The following is a 15,639-nucleotide window of genomic DNA, read 5'->3' on the forward strand; positions in this document are numbered from 1 at the left end:
GACCGGACCGGCAGCCGGAGCGTTCCGCGCAGCGGCGAACCAGTCCGTCCGGCGCTTGAGGACACTCCTCGCACGCGAGGTCCCCCAGCCTCCCGCCGTACCGGGGCCGGGGCTTGCCCCTGTTCCGGGAAGGGGCGGGTAGGGGGAAAGCGCCCCACCCCGCAGCCCGGCCCCCCACCCAATACCCCTTCCGTTCCGGATCGTTGAGCCTCCCGGGCGCACCGCGCCCACCGCCGCGATCCGTCACGAAGGACTCCGCATGCCCACGCCGCCGCCACCGCCCCTCGCAGGCGGCCCCACCGGCCCCGATGCCCTGCGGCCACTGGTCCGCGTCGTGCTCGGCGCTCTCCAGGAGGGTGCCGAGGCGCGCGGCGGCCCCCTGCCCGGCGGCGGACCGGACGCCGTCGCCGCACGGATGCGCGACGCCCTCGGCGACCCCCTCCCCGATCAGGGCCGCGGCCCCGAAGAGGCCCTCCACACCCTCGTCCGCGCCGTCGCCCTGGGCTCGGCCGACCCCGCCGATCCCCTGTGCGCTGCCCACCTCCACACCCCGCCCCTCGCACTCGCCGTCGCCGCCGACCTCGCCGCCTCCGCGCTGAACCCGTCGATGGACTCCTGGGACCAGGCCCCGGCCGCCTCCGCGCTCGAAGCAGCCCTCACCCGGGCCCTGGCCACCGAGGTCTACCCGCGCGCTCCCGCCCCCGCCGCCCTCGTCACCACCGGCGGCACCGAGTCCAACCAGCTCGCCCTCCTCCTCGCCCGCGAACGCCACAGCCCCGCGGTCCAGGTCCTCTGCGCCGACTCCGCACACCACTCCGTGCGCCGCGCCGCCTGGCTGCTGGGGCTGCCCGACCCCGTCACCGTCCCGGTCCACGACATCGCCGCCGTGAACGACGCCCTCACAAAGCTGCCCGGCCCCGTGCTCGTCGTCGCCACCGCCGGCACCACCGACACCGGCCGCATCGACCCGCTCGCTGCGATCGCCGAGGTCGCCGGGCATCACGGCGCCGAACTCCACGTCGACGCCGCGTACGGTGGCCCGCTCCTCTTCAGCCGCGCACGAAAAAGCCTCCTCGCGGGCTTGGACCGCGCCCACTCCGTCACCCTCGACCTGCACAAACTCGGCTGGCAGCCCATCGCGGCCGGACTCCTCGCCGTGGCCGACACGACCCGCCTCGCGCCCCTCGCACACACCGCCGAATACCTCAACGCCGAGGACGACACCGACGCCGGACTGCCCGACCTCCTCGGCCGCTCCCTGCGCACCACCCGCCGCCCCGACGTCCTCAAGATCGCCGCCACCCTCAGGGCCCTCGGGCGCACCGGACTCGGCGCACTGGTGGACCAGGTCTGCGCCGCCGCACAGGACCTCGCCGACCTCATCGAGAAGCACCCCGGACTGGAGCTGTACGAACGTCCCACCCTGTCGACCGTCCTGTTCCGCCCCACCGGCGCCACCGACGAGCGGACCGCCGGCATCCGCCGCACCCTCCTCACCGGCGGCCACGCCGTCCTCGGCCGGGCCCGCGCCGACGGCCGCATCTGGCTCAAGGCGACCCTGCTCAACCCGCACGCCACCCCCGACCATCTGCACGCCCTGATCGCACTCGTGGAAGGCAGCACCCCCCGATGACCGCCACGCCCGCTACCGAGGCCGCCCCGGCGGCGGCCACCCTCGACCGCCCCCACGACCTGGTGGGCATCGGCATCGGCCCGTTCAACCTCTCCCTCGCCGCGCTCGCCCACGGCGTACCGGGCGGCCTCGCGACCGCGTTCTACGAGCAGCGGCCCACCTTCCGCTGGCACCCCGGTCTGCTCATCGAGGGCGCCACCCTCCAGGTCCCGTTCCTCGCCGACCTCGTCACCCTCACCGACCCCGCGAGCCCCTGGTCATTCCTCAGCTACCTGCGCGCACGGGAACGGCTCTACCCCTTCTACTTCGCCGAGACGTTCCACATCCAGCGCGCCGAGTACGACGCGTACTGCCGCTGGGTCGGCGAGAACCTCCCCGGACTCCACTTCGGCCACCAGGTCGACGCCGTCCGCTGGAACCCCGAACGCGACCTGTTCGAAGTCGACTTCACCCAGCTCGACGCCGACGGCGAGGCCGAGGCCCTCGGCCGCGCGTACACCCGCAGCATCGCCCTCGGCATCGGCACCGAACCGTACGTCCCCGAACCGCTGCGCCCCCTCGCCGACGCACCGGGCGTGCCCGTCGTCCACTCCGCCGACTACCTCGACCACCGCGACGCCCTGCTCGCCGCCGAACACGTCACCGTCATCGGCTCCGGCCAGTCCGGAGCCGAGGTCTTCCTCGACCTGCTCCGTGCCAGACCGGCCGGAGCCGAGAGGATCCACTGGCTGGCCCGCACCGGATCGTTCGCGCCGATGGAGTACTCCAAGCTCGGCCTCGAACACTTCACCCCCGACTACACGCGCTACTTCCACGCCCTGCCCGAACCGGTGCGCAACGACCTCCTGCCCCGGCAGTGGCAGCTCCACAAGGGCATCGACGCCGACACCATCGCCGCCATCCACCAGGAGCTCTACCGCCGCACCCTGCACGGCGGCTGGCCCGACGCCGTCCTCACCCCCGGCGTCACCGTCCGCACCGCCGGCCGCGTGGCCACCACCAAGGTCGAACTGCACCTGGAGCACAGCCGGCAAGGCACCCGCTCCCGGCTCACAACCGACGCCGTCGTCCTCGCCACCGGGTACCGCGAGCGCCCGCTCGGCCACCTGCTCGCCGGCATCGACCCGTACATGCGCCTCGACAGCCAAGGCCGACCCGTCGTCGACGAACAGTTCCGGCTGAACCTCGACCCCTGCGTCACCGGCACCGTCTACGTACAGAACGCCGAACGCCACACCCACGGCGTCGGCGCCCCCGACCTCGGCCTCGCGGCCTGGCGCAGCGCCTCCATCCTCAACTCGCTCACCGGCAAGGAGCCCTACCCCCTGCCCCGCCGCACCGCCTTCACCAGCTTCGGCCTCGAACGGCGCGAGGCGCCCGCCGTCCCCGGGCAGCAGCCGAAGCCGACCCCCTTGACCCAGGCGCGCTGAGCGCCTCGCGGACCCCGCGTCTAGAAGACCGGCGTGCCCTCGCGCGTCAGCTTCCAGCCCACCGAGGCGAACGACGCCGGGTCGACCGTGCCCTTCGCCTGCACCCAGGAGATGATCGTGTTCCTGATCTCCTCCGAGTTCGCCCACAGCTGCTGGGCACGGGCGATGTGAGGGAAGTTGCCGCCGCCGCTCGCCCGGTAGTTGTTCACGGCCAGCACGAACTGCGCCGCCGGATCGACCGCCCTGCCCTCGAAGGACAGGTTCACGATCCGCGAACCGGCCGGCTTCGCGATGTCGATCTCGTACATCAGACCCGACACGGCGTCATAGTTGTAGTCGGGAATGCCGTCCGCGTTCGTCAACCTCGACGTGTCGACCGGAGCCCCCGCGGGCGTCCGCACGTAGTAGCGCGCCGAGAACTCCAGGTACTCCTTCAGCTGCGACCCCGTCACCAGCCGTGCCTCCAGCGTGTTCTCGAACGGGTACAGCCCGGCGGCGTCCCTGATCGTCACCTCGCCGGCCGGAATGGCAGCCGTACGGGAGAAGCACGAGGCCTGCGAGAGCACCGGCAGCGTCGCCCACTGACCCCCCGCCAGCGCAGCCTTCACCGTCTCCGTCTGCACCTGGTTGATCAGGTCGATGATCGGCTCGTCCTTCCACGGCGCGTCGGCCGTGGACATCGAGGCCGTGGACGTGCCGATGACCTGATTGACGTACGCGACCACCTTCTTGTGCTCGTCACCCAGCAGCCGGGTGATCTCCTCGTCCTCGGCGACCGTGTTCGAATTCAGGACCTGCGCCGCGACCTTCTCGACACTCCAACGGCCTCTCTCCCACACCAGGTCGAAGTCGAACAGAGTCAGCCGCTGACCCCACTTCAGCGGCTCCGAGAGCACAACCTGCTTCCCGGTCTCCTTGTTAGTGACGAAATGCTCCGCGATCTCCGTGTGCGCATGACCGACCAGGATCGCGTCGATGCCCGGCACCTGCTCGGCGACCAGACCCGCGGCGTTCTCGATGTACGGCACCTGATCCCCGTACGAGGAAGTGCCGCTGGACCCCGAATGCGCGGACACGATCACGACATCCGCACCCATCGACCGCAGCTTCGGCACCCACTTCGCCGCCTGCTCCTCCAGACCCGGGAACACCATCCTCCCGCTGACATTCTGCTTGTCCCAGATGGCGATGCCCGGGTTCGTCAGACCGAGCACCGCGACACGCACATCGCGGCCGTACGGCGTGCGCAGCCGGTGCATGCTGTACGGGGCGAACGCCGGACACAGCGTCCTCGCGTCCAGCGCGTTCGCACCGAGCAGCGGGAAGTCGCACTGCTCCTCGAACTTCCGCAGCACCGGGATGCCGTAATTGAACTCGTGGTTGCCGAGCGCCGCCGCGTCGTAGCCGATGGCGTTCATCGCCTGCGCCATCGGATGGACCGGGCCGCGCTCGGCGGTGATCGGGTCGACCTTCGCGTAGTAGTACGACAGCTGGGTGCCCTGGATCGTGTCGCCCGCGTCTATCAGGAGCGTGTTGCCGCGCCCCTTCTCCTCGCGGACGCGATTCACCAGCGTCGAGATCTTCGCCAGGCCCACGTCGTTGTGCGCCTTGTCGTCGAACTCCTTGTCGGTGAAGTAGTCCCAGTTGAAGACGTTGCCGTGCAGATCCGTCGTCCCCATGACGGTGAACGCATACCGCTTCGGCGGACGTCCGTGGCCGTGCCCCCGCTCCGGCTCCGCGGCCGCGGCGGGCGCCACCGCACTGCCGGCGATCGCCACACCGGCCCCGGCGGCGGCCGACCGCTCCAGGAACGTCCTACGGTTCAACGGCATTTCGTCTCCCTCGATCATGTGCACAACGCGCGTAGATTCTGGCGTAGGACGACCCCGTGCGAAAGGCTTCGACCACAACAGTGAGGGAGACCGCATGACCGGCGACACCGCAGTCCCGTACGGAACACCCGAGGCCCCCAGAGTCGCCGTACGCGGCGAAGCCCAACTCGAACACGACCCCGAGATCGCCAGGATCGGCATCCAAGTCAGTGCACGCGGCAAGGACCGGCGCACAGCCCTGGAGGACCTCACCCGGCGCAACAACGCCGTACTGGACCTCATCAAGTCCTACGGAGACGCCGTGGAGAAACTGGCGACCGGCGCCTTCTCCATCAGCCCGGAGCTCACCCAGCACAGCCGAGGCGAACGCGTCCGCGCCTACCACGGCGGCGTGTACATCACCGCCGAACTCACCGACTTCACCGCCCTCGGTGAACTCACCACCCGCCTCGCCGACCTCGAACTCACCCGCGTCAGCGGCCCCTGGTGGTCACTGCGCCCCGACTCACCCGCCCACGGCGAGGCCCGCCGCGAGGCCGTACGAGACGCCGTACGGCGCGCCCGGGAATACGCCGAGGCACTCGGCAGCCGGCTCACCGCACTCCTGGAACTCGCCGACATCGGCGCCGAAAACGTCTCACCCTACGGAATGCCGGCGGCGCCCGGCGGAATGCGGGCCGCCGCATTCGGCGTCGCACAGACCGAAACGGCGCCCCCGCTCGACCTGGAGCCGCAGCGCCAGACGGTGACCGCACAGGTGAACGCCCGTTTCACGATGACACCGCCGGAGCTCCAGGCGCCCACACTTTCATGAAATGGCGAGCGCTCATCGGAGCACCCCTGCGCACAATTCAACACTTGTCAATAACCCTTCACGCAAAGGTCGTTGAGTAGTCATGCCCGGCCAATTCTCTACCGGTCGGTAAGGCCTAGGCTCGAACCATGCGCCGAGCAAAGATCGTCTGTACCCTGGGGCCCGCCACCGACACATACGACCAGATCAAAGCCCTGGTCCAAGCCGGAATGGACGTCGCCCGCTTCAACCTCAGCCACGGCACCTACGCCGACCACGAAGAGCGTTACAGGCACGTGAGGAAGGCCTCCGACGCGACCGGACGCAGCGTCGGCGTCCTCGCCGACCTTCAAGGTCCGAAGATCCGTCTCGGACGCTTTCGCGAAGGACCCGTACTGCTCGAACGCGGAGACGAATTCACGATCACCGTCGACGACATCGAAGGCGACCGCCACACCTGCGGCACCACCTACAAAGGACTGACCGCAGACGTCAGCCGAGGCGAGCGCATCCTCGTCGACGACGGCAAGGTCGCCCTCGAAGTCACTGAAGTCGAAGGCACCCGCGTACACACCGTCGTCGCTGAAGGCGGCATGGTCTCCGACCACAAAGGCCTCAACCTGCCCGGCGTCGCCGTCTCCGTCCCCGCACTCTCCGACAAGGACATCGAAGACCTCCGCTGGGCCCTGCGCATCGGTGCGGACGTCATCGCCCTCTCCTTCGTCCGCACCGGCCGCGACATCGAAGACGTCCACCGCGTCATGGCGGAAGAGGGCCGGCGCCTGCCCGTCATCGCCAAGGTCGAAAAACCCCAGGCCGTCGAGAACATCGACGACATCGTCGCCGCCTTCGACGGCATCATGGTCGCCCGCGGCGACCTCGGCGTCGAAATGCCACTGGAGCAGGTGCCCATCGTCCAGAAGCGGGCCGTCAAGCTCGCCAAGCGCAACGCCAAGCCGGTCATCGTCGCCACCCAGATGCTCGACTCCATGATCGACAACAGCCGCCCCACCCGCGCCGAGGCATCCGACGTCGCCAACGCCGTCATCGACGGCACCGACGCCGTGATGCTCTCCGGCGAGACCAGCGTCGGCAAATACCCCATCGAGACCGTCAAGACCATGAGCCGCATCGTCGAAGCGGCCGAGGAAGACGTCCTCGCCAAGGGCCTGCCGCCCCTCACCGACCGCAACAAGCCCCGCACCCAGGGCGGCGCGGTCGCCCGCGCGGCCGCCGAGATGGGCGACTTCCTCGGCGCCAAGTTCCTCGTCGCCTTCACCCAGTCCGGCGATACCGTCCGCCGCCTCTCCCGCTACCGCTCCCCGATCCCTCTCCTCGCCTTCACCCCGGACGCGGCCACCCGCTCCCAGCTCAGCCTCACGTGGGGCGTGGAGACCTTCCTCGGCCCGCACGTGGAATCGACGGACGCGATGGTGGCCCAGGTGGACGAGGAACTGCTGAAGATCGGCCGCTGCGAAAAGGGCGACATCGTGGTGATCACGGCCGGGTCCCCGCCGGGAGTCGCCGGCTCGACGAACCTGGTCCGGGTGCACCGCATCGGCGAGAGCCTCGCGTAAGGCATGAGTGTTTCGGCCCGACGGGCGCGTCCATGAGGGCGACGGAGGCGCGTCGGGCGACGGAGATGTTCTGCGCGTCCGCGACTGGTTGGCGGCCTTCCACTCGACGCCCCCGGTCGAGGGCGTCGGTGTAGAGCCGGATGATGTCGGCAGACGAATTGGTGAAGAAGTACCGGGGGTACTCGTAGCGCTTGCGCTGCCCGCCGATCACCTTCTCGGTCCGGTTGGTGATCCGGCTGCCGTCGGAGTGGACGAGCCCGCGGATGAACGGCCAGGGGTGCATGTCGACGATCTGCTGCTGCCAGGGTTCGAGGGTGATGGGGAGCTCGTGCTTCTTGCCCGGCCCGTGCTGAGGGAAAGGGCACCCCAGGTGCTTGGAGGAGATCTCGACCTCAATGCATCCCTCCCTCCGCACTTTCGTTGCGCGATTGCAGGGCAGGACCGACTGCATGGCCTGCACGCATGCCTCGATGAGCCCTGGCACGCGTTTGGCGTGGTCCCCGTGCTTCCAGTAGCCGATTGTGCCGAGCGGCACGTTGAGCCTCTGGGCAACGTATGCGTTCTCCGCGCCGCCCCCGCAGGAGCGCCAGTGCCCTTCTGCCGTACTTCTGTGCCATGGAAGTGCATACCGCCACTCTTCGTGACAATGCCTGGCGAGGCGCAGCAGAAAGCGGAGAATCACGAGAACGTGACTCTCCGCTTCTGGTGCTCAGGTGCCCGGTGTGGGATTCGAACCCACATGCCCTAAGGCACGGTGGTTTGAGCACCGCGAGTCTGACCAGTTCCTCCAACCGGGCGAGCTCGGGAAGTCTACCGGTTAAACGCGGGCTACTGCAGCTAGGTAGGCTCTATGAGCAGTGACCTGCCCCGCCCCGAGGAGTCCCGTGACCGCCCCCGAGTCGCCCCAGCCCATCTCCGCCGACGACGACAAGTCACACGTCCCACCGCTGACGACCCGTGTCGTCATCGCCGAGGACGAGGCCCTCATCCGGCTCGACCTCAAAGAGATGCTCGAGGAAGAGGGTTACGCGGTCGTCGGCGAGGCCGGTGACGGACAGCGGGCCATCGAGCTGGCCCGGGAGCACCGGCCCGACCTGGTCATTCTTGATGTGAAGATGCCCGTCCTGGACGGGATCTCCGCGGCCGAGAAGATCGCCGAGGAGTCCATCGCCCCGGTTCTGATGCTCACCGCGTTCTCGCAGCGCGATCTCGTCGAGCGGGCGCGTGACGCCGGTGCGATGGCGTATCTCGTGAAGCCGTTCAGCAAGAGTGATGTCGTGCCGGCGATCGAGATGGCCGTGTCTCGCTTCACCGAGCTGAAGGCCCTGGAGAAGGAGGTCGCCGACCTCTCCCAGCGGCTGGAGACGCGCAAGCTGGTCGACCGGGCCAAGAGCATCCTCCAGACGCAGTACGGGCTCACGGAGCCGGCCGCGTTCCGGTGGATCCAGAAGACGTCGATGGACCGGCGGCTGTCGATGCAGCAGGTCGCAGAGGCGGTCATCGAGGATGCCGAGGAGAAGAAGGCGGCCAAGGAGCAGTAGTCCCCGCCGGGACTGAAGAAGGACACGTGAGAAGGGCCCGCACCCCTCGGGGTGCGGGCCCTTCTCACGTCTGCCGGGTCAGTCCTCGCCGAGGTAGGCCTTCCGGACGGACTCGTCGTGGAGCAGGTCCTGGCCGGTGCCGGAGAGCACGACCTTGCCGACTTCCATGACGTATGCACGGTCGGCCAGGGAGAGGGCGGCCTGGGCGTTCTGTTCGACGAGCAGGATCGTCGTGCCCTGGGCCTTCAGCTCCGAGATGGTCGCCATGATCTTCTGCATCATGATCGGCGAGAGTCCCATGGAGGGTTCGTCGAGCATGAGGAGTTTCGGCTGCGACATCAGAGCGCGTCCCATGGCGAGCATCTGCTGCTCGCCGCCGGAGAGCGTTCCCGCTGCCTGCTTGCGGCGCTCACCGAGGATCGGGAAGAGGTCGTAGGCACGCTGGATGTCCCTCTCGATCCCCACCTTGTCGCTGCGAAGGAACGCTCCGAGGTGGAGGTTCTCGGCGATGGTGAGGCGCGGGAAGATGTGCCGGCCCTCGGGGGAGTGGGCCAGGCCCAGCGACACGATCTTGTGCGCGGGGATGCCGCTGAGCGGCTTGCCCTCGAACGTGATCTTTCCTCCGGACGGCTTGAGCAGTCCGGACAGTGTGCGCAGCGTGGTGGTCTTGCCGGCGCCGTTGGTGCCGATGAGGGTGACGACCTGGCCGGCCTCGACGGAGAAGGAGATGCCCTTGACGGCCTCGATCTTGCCGTAGGCGACCCTGAGGTCCTCGACTTCGAGGAGTGCGGTCACTTCGCGTCTCCTTCCGTGCCGGTGGTGCGTGTGTCGTCGTCCGCGTCCGCTTCGGCGGATGCGTCGTCGGAGGAGGCCTGGACCTCTTCCGCGGTCTCGCCGGGAGCCTCCGCGGCTGTACCGCGTTGGGCGGACGCGTCCGCCTCGGCGGCTGCCACTTCTGCGGCTTCTGCCTCGCCCGGCTCGCCCTCGAACGGTGTGCCGAGGTATGCCGCGACGACGCGCTCGTCGCCCTGGACGACCGCTGCTGTGCCTTCGATGAGCTTTTCGCCCTGGACGAGGCAGGCGACGCGGTCGCAGAGGTTGAAGATGAAGCGCATGTCGTGCTCGATGACGAGTACGGCGATGCCCATGTCCCGGATGGCGAAGATGAGTTCTTCGGCGGCCCGGGTCTCCTGGGGGTTCATTCCGGCGGTGGGCTCGTCCAGGAGCAGGAGGCCGGGGTCGCTCGCGAGTGCTCGGGCGATCTCCAGCTTGCGCTGTTCGCCGTAGGGCAGGTTGCGGGCGAGGTGGTCGGCCTTGTGCTCCAGGCCGATGAACTCGAGGAGTTCCATGGCGCGTGCGTGGGATGCGGCTTCGGCCTTTTTGAAGCCGGGTCCGCGCAGGAGGGCCGACCAGAGGCCTTCCTTGGTGCGGGTGTGCCGGCCGACGAGGACGTTTTCCAGGACGGTCATGTTGGCGAAGAGCCGGATGTTCTGGAAGGTGCGGGCGATGCCGGCTTTGGTCACCAGGTGCGGCTTGGGCGGCAGCACGGTGCCCTTGTAGGAGACGGTGCCTTCGGTGGGGATGTACAGCCCGGTGAGGCAGTTGAAGAACGTCGTCTTGCCGGCGCCGTTGGGGCCGATGAGGCCGACGATTTCGCCGGAGCGGACGGTGAGGTCCACGGCCTTGACGGCGGTGAGGCCGCCGAAGCGCATGGTGACGCCGCTGGCTTCGAGGACGGTCTGGGTCTGGGTGTCGGTTGTGGTCGTCATGTCTTTCACGCCCCAGCCTTCGCGACGCCGACGCCGGAGTCGGGGAGTCCGTTTTCGGGGACGTCGAGTTGATCGGTCTCGTGGTACTCGAGCTGGGCGCGCCGGTTGGCGATGAGGCCCTCGGGGCGGAAGCGCATGAGCAGGATGAGGGCGATGCCGAAGCCGAGGAGCTGGTAGTCCTGAAGGAACTGCAGCTTGGCGGGGATCATGTAGAGGAGCGTGGCGCCGATCAGCGGTCCGCTGATGGTGCCCATGCCGCCGAGGATGACGGCCGCCAGGAGGAAGGCCGAGTTGGGCGGTACGGGGCCGGCGAACTGGTACATCTCGGGGACCACGGTGTGCTGGACGTGTGCCTGCACGGTGCCGGCGAGGCCGGCGAGAGTGGCGCCGAGGGCGAAGGCGATGAGCTTGACGCGGAAGCCGTTGATGCCCATGGCGGTGGCGGCGGTCTCGTCCTCGCGGATGGCGACCCAGGCGCGGCCGATGCGGGAGCTGCCGGCGCGGCTGAAGACGAGGACGACGAGGATCGTCGCGAGGAGCATGAGCAGGTAGTAGTTGGCGTAGGCGCCGAGCTCGATGCCGAATACGGTGTGGGCCTGCCCGAAGTTGAACCCGAAGAACTCGAGGTCGGGGATGTTCGGGATGCCGTTGGGGCCGTTGGTGATCTGCGGGCCGGAGACGCCGTCGAGGTTGCCCATGGCGATGCGGAAGATTTCTCCGAAGCCGAGGGTGACGATGGCGAGGTAGTCGCCGCGCAGTCGCAGGGTGGGGGCGCCGATGACGACGCCGAAGATCAGCGACACGATGGCGCCGGTGAGCACCGAGGCCCAGAAGGGGAAGTGCACGTCGAAGGCGGAGGCCGTCGATCCGGAGACGAGGGCGGCGGTGTAGGCGCCGACGCCGAGGAAGGCGACGTATCCGAGGTCGAGGAGGCCTGCGAGGCCGACGACGACGTTCAGGCCCAGGGCGACGGTCGCGAAGATGAGGATGTTGACCGCGACGAGGGTGTACTGGTCGGTGCTCTGGGTGAAGGGGAAGGCCGCGGCGGCGACGAAGGCGGCGATGACCGTGACCTGGCGGTACTTGGCCGTGACGGCGGAGAGCCGTGCGACGAGACCGGCCTTGAAGAGCGCGGCGACGGCGAAGCCGACGGTGATCAGGTAGCCGGTGAAGAGTTCGGCGTACTCGGTGTCGATGCCGTAGGTGATCACGAAGAGACCGACGGCGAACGCGGCGACGATGATGAGGATCTCGGCCCAGGAGGGGAGTTCCTTGGGGCGGGCGGCCTTGCGGGTGTCGTCGGGCAGCAGGAATGCGGTGACGACGGGGATCGCGGAGGCCACTGCGGCCACGAAGCCGCCGGGTTCGAGGTTCCGGAGGCCACCGAGTTCGATGGCGATGGCGATGACGGTGAACCAGGTGGTGGCGGCGGTTCCCAGGGCGAGGAGCTTCAGGGCCTTGGTGCTGCCGGTGGGCGTCAGCCAGCCGAGTCCCTTGATGCCGAGCGACGCGAGTGCGAAGAGGGTGACGAGAATGCCGGCGGTGAGGGTGAGGACCTGGAGGCCGCCGGGGTATCCGGTGACGGTGAGGTCGCCGGGGAACTCGGCGGTCCATGTCCAGGCCAGGAAGGTGCTGGCAATGGTGGCGGCGCCGCCGAGAGCGGTCAGCCAGCGGAGGGCGGCGGCACGGGAGGCGTCCGGTGCGGCACCGGCCGTCTTGGTGGTGTCGGTGGTCATCGTTCTCACGCCCGATCCGCGACGCGCTCACCGAGCAGGCCCTGGGGCCTGACGAGGAGCACGACGATGAGGAGTACGAAAGCCCAGACGTTGGACCAGGCGCCACCGCCGAGCTGCTGCATGCCGGGGATTTCCTCGATGTAGGCGATCGACAGGGCCTCGGCGAGGCCGAGGACGACGCCGCCGACCATGGCGCCGTAGATGTTGCCGATGCCGCCGAGCACTGCGGCGGTGAACGCCTTGAGGCCGAGGATGAAGCCCATCTCGAAGTTGATCTGGCCCTTGTCGAGGCCGTAGGCGACCGCGGCGACCGCGGCGAACGCGGCGCCGATGGCGAAGGCCATCACGATGATGCGGTCGGTGTTGATGCCCATCAGCTTCGCCGTGTCGGGGTCCTGGGCGGTTGCCTGCATGGCGCGGCCGCTGCGGCTCTTGGAGACGAAGAGGCCGAGGGCGAGCATGCAGAGCGGGGCGAGGACCAGCACGAAGGCGTCGGCGCGCTGGATGGCGAGGTTGTCGAAGATCTTGAAGGATTCTCCGGTGAACTCGGGGAAGCTGCGCGCTGCCTTGGCTTCGGGGTAGAAGCCCCAGATGAGCTGCTGGAGGGCGATGGACAGGCCGATCGCCGTGATGAGCGGGGCGAGCCGTGGCGCGGAGCGCAGTGGCCGGTAGGCGAAGCGCTCCGCGGCCGTGGCGACGGCGACGGAGGCAATTGCGCCGCCGATGATCATGAGGGGTATCGCCACCAGGAGACTGGTTCCGCTGGGGAGCCAGATGTAGGTGGTGAGGGCGCCGAAGCCCCCGATCATGAAGATCTCGCCGTGGGCGAAGTTGATGAGCTGGACGATGCCGTAGACCATGGTGTACCCGATGGCGATGAGACCATAAAGGGCGCCGAGGGCAAGGCCGTTGGCCAGCTGTTGCGGCAGTTCGTTCACCGCAGGGCCTCCGATGAGCGTGTCGGATTATGAGTCCGCGCGAGGGCGCTGTTTGCGCCCTCGCGCGGCGGTGTTCATTTCGGTGGGTGCCGGCGGAGTGGACCGGTGGCCGGTCCGTCCGGGATCAGTCCTCGAAGGTCGCGGACTTGACGTCGGTCCAGTCGGCGCCCTTCACCGCGTAGACGGTGAGCTGCTTGTTGGTGGTGTCGCCGAACTCGTCGAAGGAGACCTTGCCGGTCACACCGTCGAACGAGATCTTGGACATGGCGTCGACGACCTTCTTGCGGGCGTCGGACGGAACCTTGCCGTCGTTGGCCGCGACGACCGCCTTGACGGCCTGGATGATGCTCCAGGCGGCGTCGTAGGAGTAGCCGCCGTAGGCCGCGTACGCGTCCTTGTAGCCGCCGGCCTTGTAGTCGTCGATGAACTTCTTGGCGGTCGGCAGCTTCTCGACCGGGTAGCCGACGGAGGTGGCGAGGTCGCCGTCGTTGGCCACACCGGAGGCCTTGATGAACGCGGGGTCGTAGATGCCGTCGCCACCCATGGTGGGGATCTTCGCTCCGGCCTTCTTGACCTGGTCGGAGAGCAGGCCGCCCTCGGGGTACTGGCCGCCGAAGTAGACGGAGTCCGCGCCGGAGGCCTTGACCTTGTCGGCGGTGGAGGAGAAGTCGGTCTCCTTCACGGTGACGTGGTCGGTGCCGGCGATCTTGCCGCCGAGGCGCTTGAACTCGTCGGAGAAGATCGCGGCGAGGCCGGCGCCGTAGGTCTGCTTGTCGTCGACGACGAAGACCTTCCGCTTCTTGGCGTCGTTGTAGAGGTACTGGGCGGCAAACTTGCCCTGGATGACGTCCGTGGTGGCGGTACGGAAGTAGGTGGCGAACGGCCGCTTCTTGTCGCCCTTGCCCCAGTTGTCGCCCTGGGTGAGCGCCGGGTTGGTGTTGGCCGGGGAGACCTGGGTCAGGTTGGCGGTGTTGAAGACACCCTGCATCGACTGGGCCACGCCGGAGTTCAGCGGGCCGACGACGCCGAGAACGTCCTTGTTACCCACCAGTTTCGTGGCGTTGGCCTGGCCGGAAGCGGGCACTGCCTGGTCGTCGAGAGCTTCGATCTTGAACTCGACGCCGGGGACCTCGTTGTTCTTGTTGGCGGTCTTGACCGCCAGGTCCACCGAGTTCTTGATGCCCTGACCGAGCGCGGAGAGGGAACCCGTGAGTGGCGCGTCGACACCGATGACAACGGTGGTCTTGCCGCCACTCTCGTTGCCGCTCTTGTTGTCGTCGCGCGAGCCGCAGGCGGAGAGGGTGAGCGCTCCTGTGGTGACCATGGTGGTGAGAATGAGCAAGGAACGGTGGCGCACGATTAATCCTTTCCCTGGCGCGGCCCCCTCTGCTGAGGTGCCGTTTCTTCGCCGGGCCGTACTGGGGAGAAACACGGCCTGCTGAAGGTGCGCCCTTCGGCGCGGTGACTGGCGGTGACTCTAGGCGGAGGTGAGGGGCCTAGGGAGTCGAGAAGTCAGGATGTGACGCTCTTGTTATGCCAAGGCCAAAGATGTGTGGGGGGAGTATGGACAGATCGGGCTTTTGTCGACGGCGCAGAATGCCCACATGCTGAGAATCCGCAGTTCCGCTAAGGGGCTTGGGTAGATCTTGGTACTGACACCCGATCGGAGTTTGCTCGGGTTACGCGGGGATCGGAGCCGCGGGCAACCGTGAGCGTGAAACCGCATTCCGGACACGATCTTTGTCACTCAGGGTGACGAACGCGGGGATGTTGATCTTGTTGCGGCGTCATGTCGGTGAGGTGAATCGGCCGCGGATGGAAGCGCTCTGTAATCAGCCATAGTCCGATTTTCGGACTCCTCGTCAGGGAATGCGGCACGTCGGGTCAGCTCGGCGGTCGCCAGTTCTCGGAGCTCCCGGTCGCGCCCTTGCGCTGCGTGCACTTCTGCTCCGCCTGTCGGTCGATCAACTCCAGCGCTTTTCGACGGCCTTGGCGCCTCTCCTCGGCGTGTGCTGCGGCGACGATTTCCTCGTGCAGGGCGTACTGGTCATTGGAGAGGCCTTTCTGTTCCCAGTCGATTCCCGACCATTTGCTGCCGTTGAGTGTCTCTTTGGCCCAGTACGAGACGAGACTTGTGCATATCTGGGCGGGGGAGGTGTTCTGTGGCAGAGGAGTTGAGGGCCCTGAGGAGCCGGGAGAGCGGGTGGACGCACAGGCGGAGGCGGCGAGCGAGAACAGGAGTACGCCGACGGCGCACGTGGCCGGACAGTGCGGCTTCATGCCCATGAGGAAACGCTAAGCCGTCACCATCGGTGACACAACGGTCCGGAACGGCGATGCTCCCGCAAAGCATGCCCCGGGCCCGCAAAGCGGCGCGGGCGGCGGAAGGT

Annotated in this window: 13 protein-coding genes and 1 tRNA gene; 5 read left to right on the forward strand and 9 right to left on the reverse strand. The window is 68.1% G+C overall.

The features are described 5' to 3' along the window. The first annotated feature begins 259 nt into the window (after positions 1-259). On the forward strand, positions 260-1,633 hold the full coding sequence (locus J7E88_RS15305; protein WP_215181161.1) for an aminotransferase class V-fold PLP-dependent enzyme: 1,374 nt from the start codon (positions 260-262) through the stop codon (positions 1,631-1,633). Then, positions 1,630-3,063, forward strand: coding sequence for a lysine N(6)-hydroxylase/L-ornithine N(5)-oxygenase family protein (locus tag J7E88_RS15310; RefSeq protein WP_215181163.1), 1,434 nt, complete (start codon positions 1,630-1,632; stop codon positions 3,061-3,063). Before J7E88_RS15305 ends, J7E88_RS15310 begins: the two co-directional genes overlap by 4 nt. A 20-nt stretch (positions 3,064-3,083) precedes the next feature. Here J7E88_RS15310 and J7E88_RS15315 read toward each other — a convergent pair whose 3' ends face one another. Then, positions 3,084-4,895: a bifunctional UDP-sugar hydrolase/5'-nucleotidase gene (locus tag J7E88_RS15315; protein ID WP_215181165.1), complete on the reverse strand. Its 1,812-nt coding sequence runs from the start codon at positions 4,893-4,895 to the stop codon at positions 3,084-3,086. Between the two features lie 94 nt (positions 4,896-4,989). On the opposite strand from J7E88_RS15315, the gene J7E88_RS15320 reads away from it, so the two are divergent. Together J7E88_RS15320 and pyk are read left to right on the forward strand one after the other, a co-directional pair. Beyond that, positions 4,990-5,709, forward strand: coding sequence for an SIMPL domain-containing protein (locus tag J7E88_RS15320; protein ID WP_215181167.1), 720 nt, complete (start codon positions 4,990-4,992; stop codon positions 5,707-5,709). A 128-nt stretch (positions 5,710-5,837) separates the two neighbouring features. Continuing rightward, the gene (gene pyk / locus J7E88_RS15325; protein ID WP_215181169.1) at positions 5,838-7,265 is read left to right on the forward strand and encodes a pyruvate kinase; all 1,428 of its coding nucleotides are present in this window, start codon (positions 5,838-5,840) and stop codon (positions 7,263-7,265) included. Here pyk and J7E88_RS15330 read toward each other — a convergent pair. Then, positions 7,186-7,800: a hypothetical protein gene (locus J7E88_RS15330; RefSeq protein ID WP_251022584.1), complete on the reverse strand. Its 615-nt coding sequence runs from the start codon at positions 7,798-7,800 to the stop codon at positions 7,186-7,188. The two genes, pyk and J7E88_RS15330, sit on opposite strands and share 80 nt — an antisense overlap. 179 nt (positions 7,801-7,979) lie before the next feature. After that, a tRNA-Leu gene (locus tag J7E88_RS15335) sits at positions 7,980-8,062 on the reverse strand. An 87-nt stretch (positions 8,063-8,149) separates the two neighbouring features. On the opposite strand from J7E88_RS15335, the gene J7E88_RS15340 reads away from it, so the two are divergent. Continuing rightward, positions 8,150-8,806 (forward strand): ANTAR domain-containing response regulator, encoded by a 657-nt coding sequence (locus tag J7E88_RS15340; protein WP_215181171.1) that lies wholly within the window; start codon positions 8,150-8,152, stop codon positions 8,804-8,806. A 78-nt stretch (positions 8,807-8,884) separates the two neighbouring features. Here the strand turns inward: J7E88_RS15340 and J7E88_RS15345 are convergent, their stop codons facing one another. From J7E88_RS15345 to J7E88_RS15370, 6 genes are all read right to left on the reverse strand, one after another. Continuing rightward, on the reverse strand, positions 8,885-9,601 hold the full coding sequence (locus tag J7E88_RS15345) for an ABC transporter ATP-binding protein (RefSeq protein ID WP_215181173.1): 717 nt from the start codon (positions 9,599-9,601) through the stop codon (positions 8,885-8,887). After that, positions 9,598-10,575 (reverse strand): ABC transporter ATP-binding protein, encoded by a 978-nt coding sequence (locus J7E88_RS15350; RefSeq protein ID WP_215181175.1) that lies wholly within the window; start codon positions 10,573-10,575, stop codon positions 9,598-9,600. Before J7E88_RS15350 ends, J7E88_RS15345 begins: the two co-directional genes overlap by 4 nt. Positions 10,576-10,580: 5 nt before the next feature. After that, positions 10,581-12,311, reverse strand: a complete 1,731-nt coding sequence (locus J7E88_RS15355; RefSeq protein ID WP_215181560.1) for a branched-chain amino acid ABC transporter permease — start codon at positions 12,309-12,311, stop codon at positions 10,581-10,583. A gap of 5 nt (positions 12,312-12,316) precedes the next feature. Continuing rightward, positions 12,317-13,249 carry a branched-chain amino acid ABC transporter permease gene (locus J7E88_RS15360; protein WP_215181177.1) on the reverse strand — a complete coding sequence of 311 codons (933 nt, stop codon included), beginning with the start codon at positions 13,247-13,249 and terminating at the stop codon, positions 12,317-12,319. Positions 13,250-13,373: 124 nt separating this feature from the next. Continuing rightward, entirely contained in the window at positions 13,374-14,606 is a 1,233-nt protein-coding gene (locus J7E88_RS15365; protein ID WP_215181179.1) for a branched-chain amino acid ABC transporter substrate-binding protein, read from the reverse strand. A gap of 527 nt (positions 14,607-15,133) precedes the next feature. Then, positions 15,134-15,535 carry a hypothetical protein gene (locus J7E88_RS15370; protein WP_215181180.1) on the reverse strand — a complete coding sequence of 134 codons (402 nt, stop codon included), beginning with the start codon at positions 15,533-15,535 and terminating at the stop codon, positions 15,134-15,136. Between the last annotated feature and the right edge of the window lie 104 nt (positions 15,536-15,639).

This window comes from Streptomyces sp. ISL-10 (genome assembly GCF_018614575.1).
In the GTDB taxonomy this organism is placed as follows: domain Bacteria; phylum Actinomycetota; class Actinomycetes; order Streptomycetales; family Streptomycetaceae; genus Streptomyces.

What these genes read in the sequence shown, in the direction of transcription:
- J7E88_RS15355 (WP_215181560.1), bottom strand. Translation starts at nt 12,311, where the DNA reads ATGACCACCGACACCACCAAGACGGCCGGTGCCGCACCGGACGCCTCC.
- J7E88_RS15370 (WP_215181180.1), bottom strand. Translation starts at nt 15,535, where the DNA reads ATGGGCATGAAGCCGCACTGTCCGGCCACGTGCGCCGTCGGCGTACTC.
- J7E88_RS15320 (WP_215181167.1), top strand. Translation starts at nt 4,990, where the DNA reads ATGACCGGCGACACCGCAGTCCCGTACGGAACACCCGAGGCCCCCAGA.
- J7E88_RS15350 (WP_215181175.1), bottom strand. Translation starts at nt 10,575, where the DNA reads ATGACGACCACAACCGACACCCAGACCCAGACCGTCCTCGAAGCCAGC.
- J7E88_RS15305 (WP_215181161.1), top strand. Translation starts at nt 260, where the DNA reads ATGCCCACGCCGCCGCCACCGCCCCTCGCAGGCGGCCCCACCGGCCCC.
- pyk (WP_215181169.1), top strand. Translation starts at nt 5,838, where the DNA reads ATGCGCCGAGCAAAGATCGTCTGTACCCTGGGGCCCGCCACCGACACA.
- J7E88_RS15310 (WP_215181163.1), top strand. Translation starts at nt 1,630, where the DNA reads ATGACCGCCACGCCCGCTACCGAGGCCGCCCCGGCGGCGGCCACCCTC.
- J7E88_RS15315 (WP_215181165.1), bottom strand. Translation starts at nt 4,895, where the DNA reads ATGCCGTTGAACCGTAGGACGTTCCTGGAGCGGTCGGCCGCCGCCGGG.